This is a genomic window from Alteromonas sp. OM2203 (assembly GCF_048517045.1).
In the GTDB taxonomy this organism is placed as follows: Bacteria; Pseudomonadota; Gammaproteobacteria; order Enterobacterales; family Alteromonadaceae; genus Alteromonas; species Alteromonas gracilis.
Map to the genome: position 1 here is coordinate 2566287 of NZ_CP183209.1, position 22242 is coordinate 2588528.

The following is a 22242-nucleotide window of genomic DNA, read 5'->3' on the forward strand; positions in this document are numbered from 1 at the left end:
ATGTGTACTTAGCCTTCTTCTGGAATTTGATTAAGCGTTCGGTTGATTGTTGAACGACTAACTTTGTACTTTTTTGCTAAGTTAGAAATGGATTCTAGATATAGCTTTCATTATATCGTTAGCTTGTTTTTTATATAATACTGGTAACCTACCTAGACTTACCTTGAGCTTTTGCTTCTTCGCGGCCTTCAGCATTTCTGCTTCTGATAAGATCACGTTCTAGTTGAGCGAATATTCCACATAGGTTAATTATCGCTGCTTACATTAAGTGAGACATCTATGGTTTTTAGATTTGCACCTTTACGATGGATATCCTCTATTGCTTCCAGAATAGACTTTAAAGAGCGACCTAATTGGTCAAGACGAGTTAGAATAACCTCGTCACCAGCTCTTATATAATCAATAAGCCCTTTCAGCATCTCATCCTTTTTAACTGAAGTACTAGAGTGTTTACCCTGAAAGATTCTCTCACAGCCAAATTCAGTTAATTTAGTAAGTTGAATATCAAGCTCCTGTTCTTGAGTTGATACTCTGGCAAACCAACTTTCATATATTATCTAGCTTCAGCCAACTCTAAAGATGCGGCTATCTCGTACTCATCATCAGTTTGATTACCATAGATATCTCCGCGATGAATATCATAGAACGTTGCGAAGTCAGGAATATCAGAAACTATATTCCTTCCCCATTTAGATTTATAAATAATGTTGTTAGTACTTAAATGCTTAATTAATTTGTGAGCCTCTGAACTTAATGACACTCGTTCAAGTACCTTATAGGTTTCTTGTCCATATTCACAAATGTGAGTGGCATTACCTTCTTCCACTATTACTCTAAATGGATCTCTTAAAATTTCTTTTAACTCTTCGAATGATAGTTTTCTAATTTCTTTAATTTCACTCATATGCATGTCCAAATATTATAACTTTGGGACACCATACCAAACAGATGTCCGAAAAAACAACAACTTTCTGACACTTACAATTATTTGAATTTTACTGATTCTTGACATGACAATTAGATAACTACGCATTCTATTGATGTAGTATTTATGAATGTATGGTTTAACTATGGTAGTCATATCTGCTCTTACAGGTTCGAAGAATTCGTTCTCATCTTATCTGACAAGCAACTATGAGCGAAAATCGGACGATCTCTCTAGCTCGTTTTTGGACAGAAATGAGTTAGAGCCGACCAGTGGCTCTGTGCCAAAAGCGGACTTGGTACAAAAACAAAGGCACCTCATGTATCAAAAGGTGCCTTCTTATTTTGTTAAAAGTTGTTTTTATTTTTAACCGCTATAACTTGACCATTTTTTGCAATTTGGAAGTAAAGCTTATCTTCGTTGCTAGCATTAGATGCACTAACTACGTAGAAATTGTCTTCAACGCTAGCAATCGAAAGTTGCGACTTATCAATATTTTTCCATGACTCATCTAACTTACCAACTTCAAAACCAGCGTCTTTAAATGTCATCTTTTGAATATGTGTTGCAGCGATGCTAACAGCTTTCTGACCGCTGATGACACCATGATCTCCATGTGCCTGTACATTACTAGTTAGCAAGGCACCACAAAGCGCAACGATTGATATTAGTTTGTTCATTTTAGTCTCCATTTTGTATGAAATTCGTAAAGTTAAATTCGTTATTGTTTAAGGCCAATAACTTCGTATTGCCCTTTGACCATTAGCTGTATTGAAACTGGCTTGTCTGATTTGTTTTTCCAGTACCAGCCATGAGAGCCTTCAAATGGCGTGGTATAACTACCTTTCATTTCATTAGTAGTAGCAATAACATAGCTTTCAAAATATCCCGTTGTGTCACCTTCTGGCTCACCATGTAAATCGAAGTACAATGGAACACCATCGGTTAACCATTCATAAGTCATTTTTTCATGCTGCTTCATATAAAATTTATATTCGATGCCGCGTCCCGCAGGGACTGTCACTTCTATTGTTTGAAACTCATCCGTGCCTTTAGTTGTCTCTAATGACGTTGTTTCCACTTCAGCCGCTTGTGCAAGTGCTGTTAAACCTAACTTGTTTCCAATACCTGTCGGATCGATGTTGTACTCTGCTGGTAAGATAAAGGTAACCAGTGCAATAGCCGCGACAACGACTGCTGAAATACTCGCTTTAACGAGTGTTTTGGTACTAACTGTATGTTGCATAAAATTCTCTTTTATTTCTGTATTTCTATAAGTTAAAAATCGATTAAATGGTAAAGTAACCAGCAAGTTGTAAGCCCATCAACATCACACCAGCACTCATTAGTGCGGTATTTGTGACTGTCGAAAAGCGTTGAAATGAAGGCAGTTTTCGCCATGCATTTATCATGATCAAAATAAGTGCGAGCGCAGCAAATTGACCAAGTTCAACACCTAAGTTAAAGGCAATCAGGTTGGTAATAAGACCTTCATCAGCTAGGCTAAACTCTTGTAATTTGGTAGCTAAACCAAAGCCATGAAACAGACCGAAAATCAGCACCGCCCATTGGGTATTAGGCTGCCAATTAAAGCAAAGCTTAAAGCCACCTAGATTATCGAAGCCCTTATAAATTACGGAAAAACCGATAATGGCATCAATTAAATAAGCATTGACCTGTATGTCACTTAACACACCAAATAACAGGGTTGTACTATGCCCAATAGTAAACATGGTGACGTACAACAGTACGTCACGGCTACGATATAAAAAGAAGATAACACCGACTAAAAACAGCAAGTGGTCATAGCCCGTTATCATATGCTTAGCGCCTATATATAAAAACGGGATAAACTGTACTCCATTATTTTGCTCTAAAAATGCTCTGGTTTTATCATCGACTCCGTGAGCAAAAGCTTCGATACTGACAAGCGCTAACAGCGCAATCGTCAGATAAGTCAGTACTTTAATCATGTTACTTGGCATCTTGAGACTCCAATACTTCAACATCAGTCAAAATAGACTCCTTTTCTTTATGTAAAATTCTGTATAAGGCAGGGATGACAAACAGAGTCAAAATCGTTGACGAAATAATGCCACCAATGACTACTGTTGCCAGAGGCCGCTGAACCTCCGAGCCTATGCCTGTATTTAACGCCATAGGAATAAAACCTAATGAAGCAACGAGTGCGGTTGTTAACACAGGTCGAAGACGCGTCAGCGCACCATCAAAGATTGCTTTATCAAGTGCCAAACCATCTTTGCGCAGTTCTCTGATAAACGACACCATAACCAGTCCATTTAGGATGGCGATGCCCGATAAGGCGATAAAGCCAACCGCTGCCGAAATTGAGAACGGAATACCACGTAGTAACAGCGCAGCAATACCACCAGTTAATGCAAGCGGAACCCCCGTAAAGATGATCATGGCATCTTTAAACGAGTTAAGGGCGAGGATTAATAAACCAACAATCATGATTAAAGTGACAGGTACAACAATACTCAGGCGCTCTGAAGCGGATTGCAGTTTTTGGTAAGTGCCGCCATATTCCACCCAATAACCAGCAGGTACTTCAACGTTTTCATTAATGGCTGCTTGTATGTCTGCAACAAAACTACCTAAGTCCCTACCACGAACATTGGCAGTTACTACCAATCTACGTTTACCATTTTCACGATTTATTTGGTTAGCACCCGATATCAGCTCAATATCAACCAATTCTTTAAGTGGTACTGTATGTCCATCAGCCAACGTTATCGGTAAATAAGGTATTGAATCGATATCATTACGTTTGGACTCTGTGAGCCTTACTACAATATCTGAGCGCACATCGCCTTGATAAAACTTACCTGCAACTGTACCGCCCATAGCCATTGCCACTTGAGACTGTACTTGGCTAATACTAATACCAAACTGCATCAGTTTTTCACGATTTGGCACAAGATTAAGCATGGGTAAACCAGTGGTTTGCTCAACTTGTATATCTACGGCACCTTCAACCTGAGAGATTGCACCCTCTATCTCACTGCCTAACGTAGTCAACGTATCAAAGTCATCACCAAACACTTTTATCGCAAGTTCAGCTCTCACCCCAGCTAACAATTCGTTAAAACGCATTTGTATTGGCTGTAAAAACTCATATCGGTTCCCCGGAATTGGCTCTACTAGCGCGGCTAACTCTTCTACAACTTGAGTTTTTGTCTTATCTGGATCAGGCCACAACTCGCGAGGTTTCAGGATAATGAAGTTATCTGCGACACTTGGCGGAACGGCATCAGTTGCAACGTCGGCAGTGCCTATTTTGGCAAAGACGCGTTCAACTTCTGGCATTTGTTTAATTTTATCTTCTAAAGATTCCTGAAGCGCGATTGCTTGAGACAATGACGTACCCGGAATTCGCAGCGCATGCATGGCAATGTCGCCTTCATCTAAGTTGGGCGCAAATTCACTACCTAACTTAGTAGCTTGATATCCAGATAAACCTACCAATAATGTCGCGACAATGACCACAAACCATCGTGCCTGTAACACCCATTTTAATGCGGGTTTATAAAGTACAACAGCACCACGGATGACAGGACTGTGCTTTTCTTTCACAGGTTTTCTAAATAACAAGGCAATCATTGCTGGTACGAAGGTGACAGACAACACCATTGCACTAAGTAGTGCGATAACTACAGTGATAGCCATCGGGTGGAACATTTTACCTTCAACACCCTCAAGAGCGAAAATTGGCAGATATACTGCGGTGATAATAAACACGCCAAATAGCGCTGGACGTATGACTTCCTTTGTGGCTTCGAACACGAGTTCCATGCGTTCTTTTAGCGGCAGAGGTTTGTTTCCTGCTTGACTTAGCCTGCGAAGACAATTTTCCACGATAATAATGGCACCATCGACTAACAAACCAAAATCTAACGCGCCTAAACTCATCAGGTTAGCACTCACGCGAGTTTGTACCATACCTGTTACTGTCATCAACATGGCAAATGGGATCACTAAGGCTGTTAAAAATGCAGCCCTGAAATTACCCAGTAGTACAAATAGAACGACAATGACTAAAATAGCCCCTTCGATCAGGTTAAGCTGAACCGTTTGTAGCGTTTTATCTACTAATTTAGTGCGATCATAAACAGCAGTTGCGACTATACCTTCTGGTAAAGTGGCGTTAATTTCCTTGAGCTTTTCTCCCACGGCATGAGCTACTGTGCGGCTATTTTCGCCAATAAGCATAAATACCGTACTCATCACCACTTCACGACCATTTTGTGTAGCAGCGCCAGTTCTAAGCCCTTTGCCGTTTTCAATATCGGCTACGTCTTTTATATAAATTGATGAACCATCAAGCGACTTAAGCGGAATATTACCAATGGCAGTCATATCAGTAACCTGACCGGGCAGCCTTAACAACCACTGTGCGCCATTTTGCTCAATAAAGCCTGCACCTTGGTTTTGGTTGTTTTGCGAAATTGCATCAACCACATCGGCTTGTGACAGCCCAAAAGCAAGTAACTTTTCAGGTTTGAAAGCGACTAATATTTCACGCTCAAATCCGCCTATCGGGTTCACTTCTACTACACCCGGCACCCGCATTAACTGTGGTCTTATTGTCCAGTCATGTACGGTTCGTAAATCCGTTGGTGTAATAGGCGTGCCATCAGCATGTGTAGCATCAGGCTCAGCATCAACAGTGAACATGAATATTTCACCAAGACCTGTCGCAATTGGCCCAAGTTGAGGCTCTAAGCCCAGCGGTAACTCAGCGCGTGCCGCTGATAAACGCTCATTAACAAGCTGACGGGCAAAATAGACATCAGTATCATCACTGAATATTGCAACCACTTGAGATAGGCCATAACGAGAAACTGAGCGGGTATAGGTTAACCCCGGTAAACCCGACAATGCGGTCTCTAACGGAAAAGTTACCCTTTGCTCAACTTCTAATGGCGTAAACCCAGCCGCTTCGGTATTGATCATTACCTGCACATTGGTGATATCAGGCACTGCATCAATCGGTAGTTTGGTAAAATTCCATATACCCAAACCTGACACAGCTAACACCATCACCATGACAAGGAATTTGCGCTTTATTGAAAAGCGTAAAATTGACTCCAACATTTATACACTCCTAGTGATCGTGTGATGCGCCAGACTTTTCAATGTCGGCTTTTAAGATGTAGCTATTGTTGGTCACGTATTCGGTTCCCGCTTTTAGGCCACCTAATACTTCAATCCATTCGCCTCCAGTGCGGCCCAACTCAAGCATACGAACTTCATACTGCTCACCCACTTTGGCGTAAACAACAGTAAAGTCTCTAAAACCTTGTAAGCCAACACGCTTTACAGCCAGTGGCACATCAATGGTTGCAACTTCAATGTCAGCTTTTACGAAGCCGCCTTCGGCAAGGTTACGACCTTCTAATTCGACCCAAACTATTCTTGCCTGATCATCTCTCACGCTAGGTTCAATAAATGACACCTCACCTACAAGGGGGTCCTCATGACCTTCAATGTTTAACGTAACTGGCGTTTCCAGTTTAACCTTGGAATAATCCGAAGGATAAACCGCTAATTTGGCAATATGGCGATTAAGATTGGTAATGGTGAGTAAGGTTTTACCATTAGTTTGCTCACCCGCGTTTGCGAATAACTGGGTAATAACACCGTTAATGGGCGCTTTAATAACGTAGGGCTTAAGACTTTCATTACTTTCTACTGTGAATAGCGTTTGCCCTTTTTTAACAATTTCACCGTAATTGACGTGTAATTTGGTGATTTCACCATCGAAACGCGCAGCAATGTTTCGCTTAGCGTCCACAGGTAAACTTAATTTTCCATAAGCGGGTATGGTTTGATGAATTGTCGCAGGGCCTGCGATTTCAGTGTTGATTTCCATTGCATCGGCAACTGCCTGTTCAATTGTGGTGCGACCCTCGAAGTTGTCATATCGCCAATTGTACTTTTTACCCTGATAAGTTGCTTCAATGGCAACAACAAAAGAGTGAGGCTCATAAATCACCATATCACCGCGAAGAAAGTCACCTTGAGCATTGAAGTTAATATCATCAGTGCCATCGCCTAGGCGAATTAATTTTACGTTTAAATCGACATTCTTTGGGTCTATAGGTTGTCCATCATTTGTCGCCCAAACACGAAACTCTGGTGGCACACCAGTTTCAAAAATAGAGAGTTCAATGGCAAAATCACCATCTCGTAACATGCGCCCACGGTGTGGACCTTTCTCTGGTTCAGCTTGCTCTGCCGCAGGTGTTGATGCTGCAATAGCATTAGGTGCGACGACACCTGTGAATGAGATAATAATCGCCAAGCTCAATGACGACAGAATATTTTTATTTTTCATAAATTTACTCATGGTTTTACTCGCTATCACTAACGGGCACGCCAGTTAGGCGTTGAATTTCAATATGTTGTAAATGCAAAGATTGATAAGCATCAAGTAACTGATTTTGGGCGCTGAGCAGCTCTCTACGTATATCACTCCACTGGTTGTAGCTAAGCTTACCGATATCAAATGCCTGACTTGCTTCAGTCAATGCGGTTTCTAGTACGGGAATAATTTCAGCTTGAATCGTTTCAATGACATGGTGGGAATGCGCCATTTCTTGTAATAGCACATATAGCTGTGCATCCAGTTTCTGCATTAAGGCTTGTTGCTGAGTTGCCAGTACATCTTGTTTTGCGCGTAAGGCCGCTATTGTTCCTGCATTGCTATTGTCATTCCCCCAAGGAATAGATATACCCGCTACTAAACCAAAGTCATTTGTCGCTTCATATCGTCTCAATCCCGCAGTGAGTTGCCACTGAGGTTTTGCTTCAATGCGTGCAAGCTCCATTTGAGACTGAGCGATACGTTGTTCATTAACAAACTGCTGTATTTGTGGGACTTGCTTAAGCTTGATTAGCTGGCTTTCTACCGAGGGAATTTCCGGCTTAAGCATTAAATTCCCAGTTAATTTAAGCTCAGCCTGAGGCTTGCCCCATAAGGATGACAGTTGATAATGACTAGCTTTTAATTCGTGCTCTAAATCTTCTACAGCGAGATTTCTTCGAACCAGCTCGGCTTGAGCCAAGCGCATTTCAACATTGGAACTTTTACCCGCTTTTACTCTTTTGGCAATAGCGTCAACCACTTCCTGTGCCTGAGACACCGCTAATTGATTGAGTTTCAAGCGCTCTTGCTTTATCAAGATTTCAACAAACTGTTTAGCAACAATCGCAGATAAATCGAGGGCTTTTATTTTTTGCTCTACTATTACTGCATTTGCTTGGCTTTTTGCCGCATTAACTCTGCCATCAATTTGATCTTGTTGAAGCAACCAAGAGTATGTGAGCGTTGATTGCATACTTTGTAATGCGCTATGCTCACCTGTCCCTAACGCATCTTCAATCATTAAACCTATTTGAGGACGCTCTCCAATGCCAGCTTGCTCGATATTACCTTGCCACACAGCTTCTTGAGCTATCAAGGCTTTTAGCTCAGGATGACTTTGTAGAGTCATGGTCACAGCCTTGCTTAAATTTATAACCTGATGTGATGACTGTAATTGCTGCTGGGACTGCGCATTAGCCAAAAAGGGAGTTGATGTTACTAAACCAGCCCCCGTTGTTAAAACTAGACCAACAGCCAAAAACCGATTGCCGATCGGTTTTTTTCCGTTGCTTTTATAAAAATTAAATCTCATTCCATATCCTTAATTAATGGATGAAAAAAGTTTCGATAAAGTGATGAAAACTATCGACAGTGGATGCCGCTAGTACTGGCATAGTTGCCAATAATGCTAGAGTAATGATGATAGTAGTAAGTGACGGTTTATTAATTGGATTTAATAAACCCTCAACACGAAGACTCGTGTAATCATGTCCGAAGTAGCTAACAGACGCCTGATCGCAGTCCGTAGGAAGTGCTTTTTGAAGTCTAGCGACATCAATTAATGTCTGTGCGATATCAAGGTGGTCGTATTCTTTTGTGACCTCATTGTCGGCCATCTTTTCCGTCATTAAGACATATTGCTCGATTAGGGTTTGTTTTATACGTGACGGATAGAAGCTGGCAAGTGCCGTGAAAAGCACTTTAAATAACGGGTCTCTTGCCGTTACATGGGCCAGTTCATGATTAACGATGATATTAAGTTGTTCATCGCTAACTTGGGTTTGTAGTCCGGTTGATACATATATCTTGGGAGATATAAAACCTGTAGTAAAGGCAACAGGCACTTTAACAGGCATCAATAAATATTGATTGCCATTAGTCGTCCTAGCACCTTGTGCATCAGTAAAGCTTAGTAAACTCGATAATGCGATGGACTGTTTGGTTCTAACAAAGGTAGTCTTAGTTACGCGCCAAGCTAAATAGATTAGTGCTAAAAGTAAGGTTAACGCGTGCCAACTTGAAAAGCTAAAAATATCGATATGGTGCCAATGGGCAAAATCTTCGAACCAGCTTATGTTAAAAACTTTATCAAACCCTAACGAGTAAGGCATAAAGTAACCAATACAAGAAAAGGCTATCCACCAAGGTGCACTCACTAGTGACCACAATATAAACTTTTGACTATTAAAACTGACTTGTTTGAGTCTGAACAACACAAAACGAGATACGACAGCAACAGTTGCAATACCGATCACAAATGCAAGCACTGAAACACTGAGCAAATTTAGAACGATTGCCATATCTCCAACTAACATAATTAAGCCCGTTCCTTTCTTAGCTGGCGTTGTTTCTCGATCATTTTTTCTAATGTATCGAGTTGTTCGTCATTAAGCTGTGCCGAAGCAGAACTGAACGCAGCAATTAAGCTATTTTCACCATCATCAACAAAGTCACTGGTTACATTTGAAATAAGTTGAGCAATTAAGCCTTCACGATCTACTCTGGCTGAATAACAATACGCATGGCCTTGTTTAGTGCGTTTAAGTAATTCTTTTTTAAATAACCTATCAAGCGTACTTTGGATAGTATTTAACGAATTACCACGAGCTAACCCCAGTACTTTATGTACTTGCTTTGCATCCGCCTCTTTGACATTCCAGAAATGTTGAAGCACTAATTTTTCTAGTTCACCTAATTGCATAACACTTTACTCTATTTAATTCGCTGGCTATATTGCCACAACAAAAACCGATAGGCAATCGGTTTTTAGATTTAAGGGTATTATATGGGTTGGCTAATAACTAAGTATTTGATCACCGCTACGGTCATTGTCGCGGCATCGGAGCTAGCAAAACGAAATGATAAACTAGGCGCACTCATAGTGGCCTTACCGACAGTCACAATTTTAGCCATGATTTGGTTATATGTTGAAAAGCAGCCGTCAGAGAAAATAGCCAATCATGCTTGGTACACTTTTTGGTATGTACTTCTCACATTGCCCATGTTTTTACTTTTCCCCATGCTGATGCAGCGCTACAGTTTTTGGCTATCGTTACTCATCAGCTCATTAATAACTGTAATTTGCTTTTGGCTGTTTTCTTTATTGCTGAAGCTGTTTGGAATAGATTTGCTTCCTTGAGGTTAACAGCAAGGTCCTTTGTTCACCCCACAGCTGCCATTAGAGTATTTACGTTAACGCGTAATGGGGCGTGCGACGTGAAGTCGTATGAAGCGCTGTTCACCGCTTAATGAGTGAACCATCTGTATCACCAGATGATCCTAGGAGCCTGAATAAAGTAGCGGCTCTGACAATGTAACGAAGGTTGGTATGCGCCAATCGGGATCTTAATCGTGAGAGGACGATCCTCCTGATAACCACAAATCGGGTGAGTGCTAGGCAGTCAGTATGATGAACATAAGTGAATCCGCGTAAGGTGCGTTATACGATGAAACAGCGGAAGTGGTTAATACGCTGTAGCCAAAAGGCACGAGAGTCGGAAAGAGATTGCCCCATGCTCTTTCGTGATCACTGAACTCTCCGCACTATAGCGGGCATCTAACCTGACATTGCGCAACATACGGAACACGGTAAGCCTGTATCACTCCCTTTGGGAAAGCTTATATAGCCGATAGTGATGCAGGTAGAGGATGTTGGAGAAAGCAAAGGCTGGATTGTAATGATGCAGATACAGACGTCTGTCTGGCACGAAAGTGAGCTGACTTCCGACTGGTCTTCCGTTGCAAGAGAATTTGAAGAACTTTATTCAAGGAGAAACGCAAATGATGATTTCAAAAGAGATTAGTGCCTCCCCTGACAGTGCTCAATGGCAATCCATAAATTGGAAAACTGTTGAGTCGCACGTTTTAAAGCTTCAGATGCGTATTGCAAAAGCAACAAGAGAAGGTAAACACAGCAAAGCGAAAGCGTTGCAGTGGATACTGACTCACTCGCATTCGGCAAAACTTCTTGCTGTTAAGCGAGTATCACAAAACAAAGGCAGTAAAACGCCCGGAATAGACGGCGTCATCTGGAATACGGATACGCGCCGCATGAAAGCAGTCAATCAATTGAGCAGAAAGGCTTATCAAGCCAAACCGCTCAAGCGTATCTACATCCCTAAGAAAAACGGCAAGCTCAGACCTTTGGGTATCCCGTGCATGGTCGATAGAGCGCTACAAGCGCTTCACCTTCTTGCACTAGAGCCTGTGTCAGAAACACTTGCTGACCCAAATAGCTACGGATTTCGGCGCAATAGAAGCACTGCTGATGCTATTGCTCAGTGTTTTCTCTGTTTGAGTAAAAAGCAATCCGCGCAATGGGTTCTTGAGGGAGATATCAAAGCCTGTTTCGACAAGATTGGGCATCAATGGCTTATGAATAATATAGCTGTAGATAAACGAATGTTGGAACAATGGTTAAAGTCTGGTTTTATGGACAAAGGGCTGTTCTATCGCACTGACGAGGGAACACCACAAGGCGGGATCATATCTCCAACCTTGATGCTGATGACTCTTGCAGGTCTTGAGCAACGCATTAAGTCCACCGCACTTAAAAATGGGGCGAGAGCCAACTTTATAGGATACGCCGATGATTTCGTCGTCACATGCACTTCAAAGGACGTGCTGGAGAACGATATCAAACCGTTGATTGCTGACTTCTTAGCACATAGAGGCTTAACGCTCTCCGAAGAGAAAACGCACATTACTCACATTAGCCGTGGTTTTGACTTCCTAGGCTTTAACCATAGGAAGTACAAAGGAAAACTGCTCATTAAACCGAGCAAATCTAACACGTTAATATTTCTGAGTAACTTGCGCGAACTCATTAAAAAGCACGCAACTACCCCCGTTAACGATCTAATCAAGTTGATAAATCCGAAACTCAGGGGTTGGTCGAATTACTATCGCCATTGCGTTGCCAAACAAGTATTCGGATATGTGAGCCACAAACTATTTCTAGCGTTATGGCATTGGGCTAAAAGGCGTCATCCAACAAAATCAAAAACTTGGATCGCCATGAAGTACTTTATCAACCGTCGAGGCCAATGGCAATTTCACGGTTGGCAGAAGAGCATGAACATGAACATGAACATGGATTGTCAGTTTAATCTATTTCAAATAGCTAAGGTGCCAATAGAGAGACATGTGAAAATCAGGAGTGAAGCTACGCCTTTTGATCCTTTATACCAAGAATACTTGGCAAAGAGAAAAGCAAAGAGGCAATGCCGCAACTCTTGGAATGAGCCTAATCTCGCTGCTTTATAAGTTGCTGGGTACCAATTAGGTGCCTTCGTGAAGGCTTGAGCCGTATGCAGTGAAAGTTGCACGTACGGTTCTTAGGAGGGCGACACTTGGTAACAGGTGTCGTCTATCCGACAGAAAAGAGTTACGCCTGAATGTCCGGTTCATGGCAAACAACAAATAGTGGTCAGTCTAATACCTTTTTAGAAAAAGTATGTTACTAATTTTGTATAAAGCTAATTACCGCCAATTGAGCGCTAAATTATAGGTAATAGTACAAAGCAACCTGTTATTACAATTCATGCGCTCAATTGCTCGACATCAAATCGGAAATACCAAAAGACAGTAGTGGCACTTTTGATATCCGTCCATTGATAACTGAAAGGCTACATTTCTTGTCCGCCTTATATTTTTAATAATGTAAAAGCTTTATGCTCATCAATTGGCACTATGACCCTATGTAGCAGAATTTCACTTTCCTCTATTGATCTGGCAAGTAATTTTTTAAATAGTTCTAAATTATCTTTTTGTAGATTATTAAGGTTTGATGTGAAAACAGATACTTCATCAATACTCGCGTATTCCAAAAAGTTAAAATAGAGCCGAATAAACCCAGCAACAACATCTGAGATTTGCGTAAGGTAGTTTTCAGATAGTTTTGAATCAACAAAGGTAATATCTAAGGAAGTAAAATTATTGTCGCAGTTTTTGTACTCTTTAAATTTATTTTCAATTAATTCCTCGTTATCCATAACATGCTTTGAATTCGGAAACATCTGAACTCGATTGATGTAGAAATTAGATAGATCATTAATTAGCACACCTTTTTCTGTATCAAAAACCAACTCAAACTCAAAATCATCACTAAACATGTTAATGCACCTAATAGTTAATGTGCTTAGCATCATTAACATCTGAGCGTAGATGCCGTGGCCTTCAGTTTTCAAAATAAACATTAAGTTCTTTTGTATTAACGAATGAAAAGCCTTTAAGAAGTCGAGCGAATTACCTTTCTCGATATAGGGAAAATCAAACTCACTCATTAGATTTAAGAAATTTTCTTTATCCAATTTAATTAGTCGATACAAAGCATCTTTATACTTTGCGTGTAACACAATATCTCTATGGTCTTTAGTGCAAATTACTAGGTCATCAATAATATCTAGAAAAGACCAGTAGACGGTATTGATCATCTCGTAATGAATGAATATTTTGTTCGAAAGAAGTCGATTAAAAAGCGTTTTAAAATGCTTGCTACCTAAAGCGTACTTGAATGCTTCAATAGGCGTATATTTGGCCCTTATCTTAGCCATATGTGAGAATTTAAGTTCTCTGTCTTGCTTACCTTTCTCCTTATTTTTAGGTATCTGTAGATCTTTTTTTAGTTGTTCAAAATCTAATTCAATACTGTTGGAATCGAAAGCAACCCCGGCTAAAACAAATATTGGTGAAGATTCCTGATTAGGATCTTTATCTATATTGTATTGCTCGCCTTCTAGATAGAGTTTTCTGATATTATTAGATTCATCGTAATAAATTTCATACTGCTTCGTGCTAGTTCTTAGTAACATTAAATTGAATTCCTTTACTTCCCAGATAGCACGCTATCTTCATATTCCATCTTGTAAACATCGGCATCTTTCTCGTAAATACGCCAGTCTTTGGAACCATTGCAATCCCAACTGTAGCAAGCCCAAAACTTACCATATTTACCAGTAGTTGGTTTTAGATCTCCACTGCATTTTGGACATGTAGGTGTTTTGGCATTACATTGATTGTCCTTGCAAACTTGAAATTCACCAACCCGCTTTCTGGAGCCTCCGCACTTTTTGCAATAGTAGAGACGATAATCACATAGGGGGATATTTGCGCAAAAGCTATAAGTATTTTCTTTATTCTTTACAAGTCTTCCTGTTTTACATTCAGGGCAACTTAAATCAGTAACGTTTAATGAGTCTGGGCTAGCTTTTATGCTTGTTTCATCAATTAACTTCTTACCATATCCCCGCAATTTGTTTACAAACTCAGAACAATTCTCTTCAATTGAAAGAATAAATACCCGTTGTTTTGCTCTAGTTAAAGCAACGTAGAAAATTCTGCGCTCTTCAGCATGTTCATAAGACTCTAGTTTGGGTAGCAGTAGTTCAATAAGTGGATGCTCAATTTTTTCAGCAGGGAATCCATTTTTGCCTTTCATCATGTCCATAATAATGACGTAACCTGCCTCCTTACCTTTGCTAGTTAAATGCATCAATAGCCGATTGTTCTTTCTTATCAGCTTCATTTCCAAATAAAGCACCTAACGCTCCACCAATCAAAACACCGGGCATACCACCGACAAGCCCCAAAGCCCCACCAATGACAGTAGATGCTGGCATCGAATCATTACTACGTTCAGCAAAGACATTCTTTACATGGAAAGTTTGTGATCCGATAGTAAATACTTCACTTCCTAATTTGGTCGCCAATTCAACTCTTGAAGAAGCAGTGATGTTTAGATGATGTTTTGCGTTGTTCATGTCAACGACATAGAGCTTCATTATTTTCCCTTAAATTTACTTATGCTTTTTGCAGCGTATTTCAAATGATACTTCAAAAGTTATGTTACCAAATCTCTTAAGTTATCCTTTAATTGCGAGTTAACTTCCGAAATATCAACTTGCCATTCCTGAGTTAAATATTCAGTAACTGAGGTCACATCAGATGGATAGATCACATTGCCTTTAACTTTGGCAAATGGGCCATCAGTTTCTAACAAAACTCTTTCCCTAGGTAACCAAGAGATCACCTTCCTAGCTCTTGCAGAATGAATCATTGCTGGGCCAATTGAGAAATAACATCCTAATTCTACAGCTTTGAATACTTGTGTTTTTGTTGCTAAAAACCAATGTAAGATAGGCGTACCAGCCTTAGGATAAGCACCGAGTAGATCTAACACTTCGTTAACTGCATTCAAACTATGGATCGTTAAGATTTTGTCAGAGAACTCAGTACACTTTGCAAGAATATGTTCAAAAACAACTTGCTGTAATTCAAAATGCTCAATATATCCCTTTGAGCCATCCAGCCCTATCTCTCCTATGTACCTTGTATCACTAACTAAAGTATCAAATAGCTCCAATTCGTTACTTCTAACGTGGGCTAGCTGTGGATGTAACCCTAAGGCTGTTCTGCAATTACTAAGTTTTTCAGTAAGCCTCTTGGTTCCATTGTATGCAGATGGAACTGTAGTCACGGAAAGTACGTAAAAACCAGAGTTCTCAATATCTTTAAGTACCGTTTCATGATCAGGATAGAGATCTACATGACAGTGCAAATCCATCATTACAGTTTTTCAGCCTTTAAAAAATTCTCAACCTCAGTTAATCCACGTTTAACCGTTAACTCCAGTTTTTTTCTAACGTCTGGATCTGAAGGTAGGTTTCCACTTTGTCTGATCCAGCCTCTATAGTCTTGAGTTTTATTTAGTCGGATAATCGCTGCTTGAACTGACTGGATATCATCCCGTTTTTTACGCTCATTAAGGACTGTTTTTAAACGTTGGTTCTCATAATCTGCATCATTCTTAAATTTCCCATGATGAATAGATGCTCTTCTTATTAAGCAAGGTACACAATGCCCACATTGAATGTTTCTTCTATGCCAATGACTGCATGAAACGCTTAGAGGAATTGCTTTAGCAATTGCAGCTTGATCCTTGCACTCAGACAACATTTCACCTTTTGTTTTAAATTGGTAAGGATTGAAAAATTTGACATGAAATCCGGCATCCCTTAACAGCTCTTCAAACTTACTTAAGAAAAACGGGTGCGTTGTCCTCGTGCTATGACTACCGATTCGTCTTCTAGTTAATGGTGGATTAATCGATATGTAGCCATTCTCAGGTACTATTATTGTGTTAATACTTGCATCACCAGTTGCGTTTCTCAACGCAACAATTCCTAACACAGCCATTGCTAGGAAATTAAAGCTCCTTCCACGCATGGAAATGTCTGTTTTGCCTTTTAGCGACTCCATCAAGCTTGGATAAATACTGTAAGAGATTTCAGCGAAATTGGATTTTAACAAAGACTTAATTGCCCTTTGTTTCGCGCCATCCCCTTTGTATGTGTGGCTAACTAGCAGCGGTTTATAGTTAGACTTCCCATTAAGAATATCAATCGTACCTACCGCACTATCTAGTCCGCCTGAAAACAAGCATACCGAATTCAATCCTTTTAGTGATTCCAAAGTTTCTTTCGCGTTGTCACTTTTGATAGGTTTTGGTAACGTCATCTCGCTTTGAAAAAAAGTGAAATCCCATTGATCACCAGTTAAAAAATTAAGTAATGAAATTAGCTTGTCTGATAACGCATTCCACAATTTTTCATCAGTAACAGGGATATGTAAGTGCATTTGCCTTGACCAAGCATCTGCTGCATTTTTCCTCAATTCAAAAGTATCAGCAGCGGTAACAGCAGAAGCAATGGTAACCAAATCTATCGCATCGGCATCAATTGGTACTCCCAACTTTCTGACTTCTTCAAGGAGTGTTCTTGAAGCTTTGCTGTGTTTAGTCGCATCATAATCATGTGTGTTATAAATTTGAACAGGATGCCACTCGGCAGAATATTCTGGTAACTTAGAGGGGTCGTTATGGAAGTAATAATTAATCATTATAACTCTCCCAAACTTCAACTGTTTGGCTAATAACGGCAATTTGCACTTCGTCTATATTATCCTTAGTTATATTCCCCGCATTGCCATGCGTAATGGTTTCTAATTGTTGTTGGGTTGCCACTTTTACTAACTCCCTTAATTCTTCTTCCATTCTGTGGTGCTTACTTGCATGTTGCGTATGGAACCAAGCCTCACCCATTCCTGTCACGATGTCTTGAAATATTAAATCAGTTAAAAAACACGAGAGAGTTTCGTACATTACTTCTTCAGTAAAAACTCCAGCATCAAAATCCTCAACGTCTGCTAATGCTTCTGCCAGTGCATAGTCAAGCGCAATTCTGACCGCATCTGCATCACCGTTATCGGGAGTAAGGTGCTCTGTTATTCGATCTATTGCTTGATCAGTTGATAAGCCGTTTAAGTCATTAATGGAGAGTGTCTTAAACTGAGTTTTAACACTATCTCCATTCATCATTCTGAATAGACTTGTACCAGCGGTGATACCGGACACTAATCGTCTACTCGTTCCAGTTCCTCCACCAGAACCTTTAGCATACTTTCTAAGTGAGCTTCTTAAATTAGAAGATCTGCCTCCACCTTTGGCATATTCACCAAATGATCTTCTAGCACCTGATAGTCGATTAGGTTTGGGATCATTATTTTTGGGACCGGGTATTTTTTCCTGTACTTTCTCATTGTCGGTCTCAGTATTAGGATCGCCATTTCCATCTTGTCCATCATCTAGTGAACCATCTGACCCACCATCAATACCAGAACCAAATTGTACTGAGTTTCCCTCTTCTGCCCACGGCGGCACCAATGGACTTTGATTATTTGGACCTGAAGCAGACGCCGAAGTACCCATCACTTTTCTCCTTTTAATTCTTTAATAACAGGCACCATCCAAGGCTTATTTGGTATAGTGTTGGTATATGTTACAAATACGCTTTTGCATTTTTCATCTTTAAGTGAGAGTAACCTAGCACCATAAAAGCCAACGGGCATCTTTTTCCAATCTTCGACCAATTTAAATTGTTCGATTAGTGCATCCATGACAGATAAATATTCCTCTTGAGGCGTTGTTTCCAAGAGTTTTGAATTTACTTCACTAAGTCTGTTTTTTTGCTTTGACAATCCTTCTAATAGTTTCAATGCTGCACCTGACATAACAGAGTTAATGGCACCAAGAGGAATGCTTTGTCTACTTAAATAAGCGGCAGGCTTAAGGTTTAAATTTGAAAATGGAGGATGTAACTTTGACCATTTATCAAGAAATTCTAGATCTTCTTTCCACTCCTCAGGCAATTTATCGAGACTAAGTTCACTTTCAGAATCTTCCAGCATGGCAATTATTTCTGGCTTACCATTTTCTTTATCAATCAATTCATAAAGCTTATTAGTTGCCTGAGTACCCATACACCTTTCAAAAATAACTAATTTGGTAATCGTTTTCTCATCAAGCTGCATGCCTCTGCGATTCGCTGTTTTAAGCCGCATTCGAATTTGATTGAGCAAGCGCTTTACTATGCGCGGGTTACCATTAATATGCGCAGAACTTGCTAAAATGGGAGCCAATTGCTCTGCTACCTTAAATTCAGCTCTCAACTCTTCAATGTAGTCAACATTGCAGTCATTAAGCAGCTCATCAATAGTTATAGGATCTTGCTGCCAAGAAAGTCTTAATGATTCCTCTAATTTATCGCGGATTTTATTGAACTCTGGTTGCTCGACTTTCTTGTCTGAAGCAATTAGCATCATCAAGTATGCTCTAATTTCTTGTACGCCCGGTTTTGGTACATGGACAGGTATTTGAATTAACTTGTCTAAGTAGTCTTTTTGATGTCGAACTGATGCTCCTTTGTGAAAATGCTGCACAGCCAATCTAATCATGTCTTCGTCCGCTGCGATAACAAACGCAGTATTTGGTAAAAACAAGAATAATCGAATGGCTTCTAGTGTTGAAATTGCATTGATTGGGGAACAGCGATCTAAATTGTCTACATATACGATTAATGGCTTGTTGAAACCTTCAAGCAAAGAAGCATATGAACTTCTAAACTTGCGAATTTCAGTTGGTGGTGAAATCACTTTCTTAGATCTGACTAAGCCTTTCCCTTTTTTCACTCCCTTCTCGACATTCTTTGCAATATCCGCTACGTCGCCAAAATCAATTTCGTCTTTGTTTTCATTTTGGTCGCCAGTTTCAATATCATCGTCAAAATAATTCATTATCTTTTGACCTAGACCAAACAAAGGAAAGCCGGATGCAGCTGCACCTCCTTCAGCTAGCAAGCCAAGTAATCTGATTTTATCAACGCGCTCCGCAAAATTTTGAGCTTTATCAACCAATCCTTTATTACCTTCAGCTTCCTTTAAAAGCTCTGAGGCTATTGTTTCAAGCAAAGCTGCCTTGGCGTCATCAAATCCCTCAAATGTCCACGCATCAAAGTGAATTTGAATGTAATCTTTTTTATCCTCGGCTAAAGATTTTTTAGTTAACTCTAAAATAGTAGACTTCCCAGCCCCCCAGTTACCAAAAACGCCGATACTTATCGGCATTAGCTCTTTTTCAGTAATTAAATCTTTAATCGACTCTGCCGTTTCATTAAAATTTAGAAAGTCTATTGGAGACTCTTTATCTGACCACATTTACTGTCCTTGTTGTTGTTATATTTCATTTAAATTGGTGTAAATTTCTATATTTCAAGCCAATTTATTCAGCTTAAGTACATAAGATCGCAATTATTCTGAATTTATAACATTAGTTACTAAGTGCGCTTCACTGGGTGTTTGTCAGAAGCACTTTTTAATGTCTCTACAAAATTGAAAAATGCTTAAGTAACCCAATTTTGTAGCAGCGTAACTAGCTATAATGTCGTCATTTGCTAGCAGACTGAATAGACCTATTATCTAAGGTAATTCTCAGCCGTTCTTGATGTTGCTCTTCATACTCTACCGACGAAAGTAGATAATTGGAATCATGTTTTCTGTTTATTGTTATAGAACATATCTCTATAGTCGAATGCTTCAGCCGTTTACGTTGTTTTCCTTATCTGAATTATTCGTGCAGGTGAGTATTGCCCTGTTCTCATGATGGCTAGCTCTTTAACTGAAATCTCATAAAAGCCGAGATTTTTATCAACAACGTAACGACTTCCATTTCTAGTTCTAATTTCCAATTTATCATCAACCTCCAGCTTATCAACTATCATAGAAGTTGTAATTTGCTCAAACGGGCGATACCTGAATGATTCATCTTCTTTGACTACTCCAAACAGTACTTCTCCAAGATACTCATTCTTGGCTTCGCTGAAATCAATTACCGTCACTATTGAAGCTTCCTGTAGATAAATTTTGAACATAATTTTCAATACTTAAACAGTATTATTAATCAAATCCGCATCTTTATACGGTCTCAATGCAAGACTAAATAGAGAATCATACTTAGGGCATGGAGATTTTCGAGCGTCCTTGTGAGTTAGTAAGCTTTCTTTGAGCGCGTAAGTAAACTCACAATAATTAACATGATCAATAACGGGTGAATCATCTAATTTCTCAGCTAACAATGTTAGCTTTTGCTTCCCAAACTTAATTATGAATGTTTGTTTTTCACGAATATTTCTAACTCGAAGATCTAGTAATGGCGTTGATTCATCTAGATCTTCACAAGCTTTATTGCTTAAAGGAAACCCATAAACAAGATATCTCTTGTTCTTGATATTAAATACATGTGGTTGATTTTCTTCTTTAAACATTGTCTGACTATTCAATACAGAGTGTGTACTCAAAAACCAAAGCTTCAACAATTCAACTTTATTTGCCTCATCTAACAATTCTTCTTCACTTGGCGTCGAATACAATAATGCTTTCTTAAAATTGTTGTTTACTGAGAATTGATCGTACTTTTCTTCAAAGTATCTTATTGCAAACAAGCGAAATGGAAATTCTCCCAACTTAATAGTTGAGTAAAGTGCCTCGTAATCTCTATTCAGGACAGAAAAAATGGGTTTCCAAATTAATCCGAAATTAGCATTGAAAATATATTTCGCTTCATCATCAAGACCGAACAAAAGAAATATTTTAGAGATAAGCTGCAACTTACTGATGTTTATAACAACCATATTGGCAAGTCGATTAGCCATGTGATCAATACTTTTTTGTAATTCAATGATTAATCTTTTGTCGTTTACTCCTTCTCCAATGAGCAAATACTTTAGCCAATTCAGTAGCATGGCGTGCTTGCTTTTGAGCGAGTTAATATTTTCATATAGCGAGGATTCAAGTGCTTTATAGTCAGTTTCGCAATAAATAGCTCTGGCAAGTGCGTCCTTCGCAATTTCTATAGGAAGATTTAAAGAGGTTGAAAGTAATGTTGCTTGTCTTTCTAATTTGAGATCTAAGTGAATATATGTGATCAAAATATTGCTCCAAACGTAAAGCAGAACGATGGCCCAGCACGCCAGTTCTTGCAGTGGTTACAATATTTTTTTCGGATGCTCCGCTTTGCCGTATTTTATTTTTAACAAAAATAAATGCTAGGCACAGGCTGTCCGAACAGCCTCATTTAGGCTAATTTAGAGGTCATTTTAAGTCAATACTTCAAATATGTATAACAGGAAGAAATGAAAGAATGAAAGTTCTATTAATCAATAAGTTAAAGTGAAAAAATACTTAATAAAATTTTTGAATTTTGTCCATTTACAAACGATGGGTGGTCATCCATCCGGCTTAAGATAGCTTCTTTATACTTATCAAATACTGCCATATATTTTGTATCAGCTTTTGGATGAAGGTTGGTTAATAGAATTAAATCGTCATTGCTCTGTACTTTTATGCGTAGCTTTAGTTCTTGCCAATTTGAACAATCATAAACAACTTCAGATAGTACTTGCTGAGCCTGCTTCAGAGGAAGAGATATAACTTTTGAAAGTCTTTTAGCTTGTCTTTTTACGTTATCTAATTGTTCACTATTCGCTGTAGTCATTAATCAACCAAACACAACAAATACCAGCCCACCGCACTAGCA

General features: G+C 39.4%; 23 protein-coding genes. 2 read left to right on the forward strand and 21 right to left on the reverse strand.

The window, feature by feature from the left end:
• Positions 1 to 148: 148 nt before the first annotated feature.
• The 11 genes from ACM0P2_RS11470 to ACM0P2_RS11520 all read right to left on the reverse strand — a co-directional run bounded on the left by ACM0P2_RS11470 (position 149) and on the right by ACM0P2_RS11520 (position 10017).
• Positions 149 to 253: a recombinase family protein gene (locus ACM0P2_RS11470; protein WP_335679317.1), complete on the reverse strand. Its 105-nt coding sequence runs from the start codon at positions 251 to 253 to the stop codon at positions 149 to 151.
• The gene (locus tag ACM0P2_RS11475) at positions 246 to 557 is read right to left on the reverse strand and encodes a recombinase family protein (protein WP_346654652.1); all 312 of its coding nucleotides are present in this window, start codon (positions 555 to 557) and stop codon (positions 246 to 248) included. The genes ACM0P2_RS11470 and ACM0P2_RS11475 overlap by 8 nt, the downstream gene beginning before the upstream one ends.
• The gene (locus ACM0P2_RS11480) at positions 554 to 904 is read right to left on the reverse strand and encodes a hypothetical protein (protein ID WP_130051660.1); all 351 of its coding nucleotides are present in this window, start codon (positions 902 to 904) and stop codon (positions 554 to 556) included. Before ACM0P2_RS11480 ends, ACM0P2_RS11475 begins: the two co-directional genes overlap by 4 nt.
• 368 nt (positions 905 to 1272) lie before the next feature.
• Entirely contained in the window at positions 1273 to 1605 is a 333-nt protein-coding gene (locus tag ACM0P2_RS11485) for a DUF6488 family protein (RefSeq protein ID WP_126873588.1), read from the reverse strand.
• A 41-nt stretch (positions 1606 to 1646) separates the two neighbouring features.
• On the reverse strand, positions 1647 to 2171 hold the full coding sequence (locus ACM0P2_RS11490; protein ID WP_126873590.1) for a hypothetical protein: 525 nt from the start codon (positions 2169 to 2171) through the stop codon (positions 1647 to 1649).
• Between the two features lie 43 nt (positions 2172 to 2214).
• Entirely contained in the window at positions 2215 to 2910 is a 696-nt protein-coding gene (locus ACM0P2_RS11495; protein WP_126873610.1) for a HupE/UreJ family protein, read from the reverse strand.
• On the reverse strand, positions 2900 to 6043 hold the full coding sequence (locus tag ACM0P2_RS11500; RefSeq protein WP_419226614.1) for an efflux RND transporter permease subunit: 3144 nt from the start codon (positions 6041 to 6043) through the stop codon (positions 2900 to 2902). Before ACM0P2_RS11500 ends, ACM0P2_RS11495 begins: the two co-directional genes overlap by 11 nt.
• Positions 6044 to 6053: 10 nt before the next feature.
• Complete coding sequence (locus ACM0P2_RS11505) at positions 6054 to 7286, reverse strand: efflux RND transporter periplasmic adaptor subunit (RefSeq protein WP_126873594.1); 1233 nt, start codon at positions 7284 to 7286, stop codon at positions 6054 to 6056.
• A gap of 16 nt (positions 7287 to 7302) precedes the next feature.
• Positions 7303 to 8628 (reverse strand): TolC family protein, encoded by a 1326-nt coding sequence (locus ACM0P2_RS11510; RefSeq protein WP_126873595.1) that lies wholly within the window; start codon positions 8626 to 8628, stop codon positions 7303 to 7305.
• A gap of 13 nt (positions 8629 to 8641) precedes the next feature.
• Complete coding sequence (locus tag ACM0P2_RS11515; protein WP_126873597.1) at positions 8642 to 9631, reverse strand: M56 family metallopeptidase; 990 nt, start codon at positions 9629 to 9631, stop codon at positions 8642 to 8644.
• Between the two features lie 2 nt (positions 9632 to 9633).
• Positions 9634 to 10017, reverse strand: a complete 384-nt coding sequence (locus ACM0P2_RS11520; protein ID WP_028834938.1) for a BlaI/MecI/CopY family transcriptional regulator — start codon at positions 10015 to 10017, stop codon at positions 9634 to 9636.
• Between the two features lie 84 nt (positions 10018 to 10101).
• On the opposite strand from ACM0P2_RS11520, the gene ACM0P2_RS11525 reads away from it, so the two are divergent.
• A complete protein-coding gene (locus tag ACM0P2_RS11525) occupies positions 10102 to 10455 on the forward strand; it encodes a DUF3147 family protein (RefSeq protein WP_130051661.1) in 354 nt (117 codons plus the stop codon).
• 641 nt (positions 10456 to 11096) lie between these two features.
• The gene (gene ltrA / locus ACM0P2_RS11530; RefSeq protein WP_130051662.1) at positions 11097 to 12581 is read left to right on the forward strand and encodes a group II intron reverse transcriptase/maturase; all 1485 of its coding nucleotides are present in this window, start codon (positions 11097 to 11099) and stop codon (positions 12579 to 12581) included.
• Between the two features lie 380 nt (positions 12582 to 12961).
• Here ltrA and ACM0P2_RS11535 read toward each other — a convergent pair whose 3' ends face one another.
• From ACM0P2_RS11535 to ACM0P2_RS11580, 10 genes are all read right to left on the reverse strand, one after another.
• Positions 12962 to 14128, reverse strand: a complete 1167-nt coding sequence (locus ACM0P2_RS11535; protein ID WP_130051663.1) for a DUF3800 domain-containing protein — start codon at positions 14126 to 14128, stop codon at positions 12962 to 12964.
• A 14-nt stretch (positions 14129 to 14142) separates the two neighbouring features.
• On the reverse strand, positions 14143 to 14808 hold the full coding sequence (locus ACM0P2_RS11540) for a 3'-5' exonuclease (RefSeq protein ID WP_417671573.1): 666 nt from the start codon (positions 14806 to 14808) through the stop codon (positions 14143 to 14145).
• Positions 14795 to 15097, reverse strand: a complete 303-nt coding sequence (locus ACM0P2_RS11545; RefSeq protein WP_130051665.1) for a hypothetical protein — start codon at positions 15095 to 15097, stop codon at positions 14795 to 14797. Before ACM0P2_RS11545 ends, ACM0P2_RS11540 begins: the two co-directional genes overlap by 14 nt.
• Positions 15098 to 15156: 59 nt before the next feature.
• On the reverse strand, positions 15157 to 15882 hold the full coding sequence (gene qatD / locus ACM0P2_RS11550; RefSeq protein ID WP_130051666.1) for a Qat anti-phage system TatD family nuclease QatD: 726 nt from the start codon (positions 15880 to 15882) through the stop codon (positions 15157 to 15159).
• Complete coding sequence (gene qatC / locus ACM0P2_RS11555) at positions 15882 to 17213, reverse strand: Qat anti-phage system QueC-like protein QatC (RefSeq protein WP_130051667.1); 1332 nt, start codon at positions 17211 to 17213, stop codon at positions 15882 to 15884. The genes qatD and qatC overlap by 1 nt, the downstream gene beginning before the upstream one ends.
• Positions 17206 to 18081 carry a hypothetical protein gene (locus ACM0P2_RS11560; protein WP_130051668.1) on the reverse strand — a complete coding sequence of 292 codons (876 nt, stop codon included), beginning with the start codon at positions 18079 to 18081 and terminating at the stop codon, positions 17206 to 17208. The genes qatC and ACM0P2_RS11560 overlap by 8 nt, the downstream gene beginning before the upstream one ends.
• Entirely contained in the window at positions 18081 to 19865 is a 1785-nt protein-coding gene (locus tag ACM0P2_RS11565; RefSeq protein ID WP_335679738.1) for a KAP family P-loop NTPase fold protein, read from the reverse strand. The genes ACM0P2_RS11560 and ACM0P2_RS11565 overlap by 1 nt, the downstream gene beginning before the upstream one ends.
• 386 nt (positions 19866 to 20251) lie before the next feature.
• Positions 20252 to 20545 carry a hypothetical protein gene (locus ACM0P2_RS11570; protein WP_240701317.1) on the reverse strand — a complete coding sequence of 98 codons (294 nt, stop codon included), beginning with the start codon at positions 20543 to 20545 and terminating at the stop codon, positions 20252 to 20254.
• Positions 20546 to 20590: 45 nt separating this feature from the next.
• Entirely contained in the window at positions 20591 to 21634 is a 1044-nt protein-coding gene (locus ACM0P2_RS11575) for a hypothetical protein (protein ID WP_130051670.1), read from the reverse strand.
• A 236-nt stretch (positions 21635 to 21870) separates the two neighbouring features.
• Entirely contained in the window at positions 21871 to 22200 is a 330-nt protein-coding gene (locus ACM0P2_RS11580; protein WP_130051671.1) for a hypothetical protein, read from the reverse strand.
• Between the last annotated feature and the right edge of the window lie 42 nt (positions 22201 to 22242).

Excerpts from the sequence above, each read along its gene's own strand:
- ACM0P2_RS11480 (WP_130051660.1), bottom strand. The coding sequence starts at position 904 with ATGAGTGAAATTAAAGAAATTAGAAAACTATCATTCGAAGAGTTAAAA.
- ACM0P2_RS11485 (WP_126873588.1), bottom strand. The coding sequence starts at position 1,605 with ATGAACAAACTAATATCAATCGTTGCGCTTTGTGGTGCCTTGCTAACT.
- ACM0P2_RS11490 (WP_126873590.1), bottom strand. The coding sequence starts at position 2,171 with ATGCAACATACAGTTAGTACCAAAACACTCGTTAAAGCGAGTATTTCA.
- ACM0P2_RS11495 (WP_126873610.1), bottom strand. The coding sequence starts at position 2,910 with ATGCCAAGTAACATGATTAAAGTACTGACTTATCTGACGATTGCGCTG.
- ACM0P2_RS11500 (WP_419226614.1), bottom strand. The coding sequence starts at position 6,043 with ATGTTGGAGTCAATTTTACGCTTTTCAATAAAGCGCAAATTCCTTGTC.
- ACM0P2_RS11505 (WP_126873594.1), bottom strand. The coding sequence starts at position 7,286 with ATGAAAAATAAAAATATTCTGTCGTCATTGAGCTTGGCGATTATTATC.
- ACM0P2_RS11510 (WP_126873595.1), bottom strand. The coding sequence starts at position 8,628 with ATGAGATTTAATTTTTATAAAAGCAACGGAAAAAAACCGATCGGCAAT.
- ACM0P2_RS11515 (WP_126873597.1), bottom strand. The coding sequence starts at position 9,631 with ATGTTAGTTGGAGATATGGCAATCGTTCTAAATTTGCTCAGTGTTTCA.
- ACM0P2_RS11520 (WP_028834938.1), bottom strand. The coding sequence starts at position 10,017 with ATGCAATTAGGTGAACTAGAAAAATTAGTGCTTCAACATTTCTGGAAT.
- ACM0P2_RS11525 (WP_130051661.1), top strand. The coding sequence starts at position 10,102 with ATGGGTTGGCTAATAACTAAGTATTTGATCACCGCTACGGTCATTGTC.
- ltrA (WP_130051662.1), top strand. The coding sequence starts at position 11,097 with ATGATGATTTCAAAAGAGATTAGTGCCTCCCCTGACAGTGCTCAATGG.
- ACM0P2_RS11535 (WP_130051663.1), bottom strand. The coding sequence starts at position 14,128 with ATGTTACTAAGAACTAGCACGAAGCAGTATGAAATTTATTACGATGAA.
- ACM0P2_RS11540 (WP_417671573.1), bottom strand. The coding sequence starts at position 14,808 with ATGCATTTAACTAGCAAAGGTAAGGAGGCAGGTTACGTCATTATTATG.
- ACM0P2_RS11545 (WP_130051665.1), bottom strand. The coding sequence starts at position 15,097 with ATGAAGCTCTATGTCGTTGACATGAACAACGCAAAACATCATCTAAAC.
- qatD (WP_130051666.1), bottom strand. The coding sequence starts at position 15,882 with ATGATGGATTTGCACTGTCATGTAGATCTCTATCCTGATCATGAAACG.
- qatC (WP_130051667.1), bottom strand. The coding sequence starts at position 17,213 with ATGATTAATTATTACTTCCATAACGACCCCTCTAAGTTACCAGAATAT.
- ACM0P2_RS11560 (WP_130051668.1), bottom strand. The coding sequence starts at position 18,081 with ATGGGTACTTCGGCGTCTGCTTCAGGTCCAAATAATCAAAGTCCATTG.
- ACM0P2_RS11565 (WP_335679738.1), bottom strand. The coding sequence starts at position 19,865 with ATGTGGTCAGATAAAGAGTCTCCAATAGACTTTCTAAATTTTAATGAA.
- ACM0P2_RS11580 (WP_130051671.1), bottom strand. The coding sequence starts at position 22,200 with ATGACTACAGCGAATAGTGAACAATTAGATAACGTAAAAAGACAAGCT.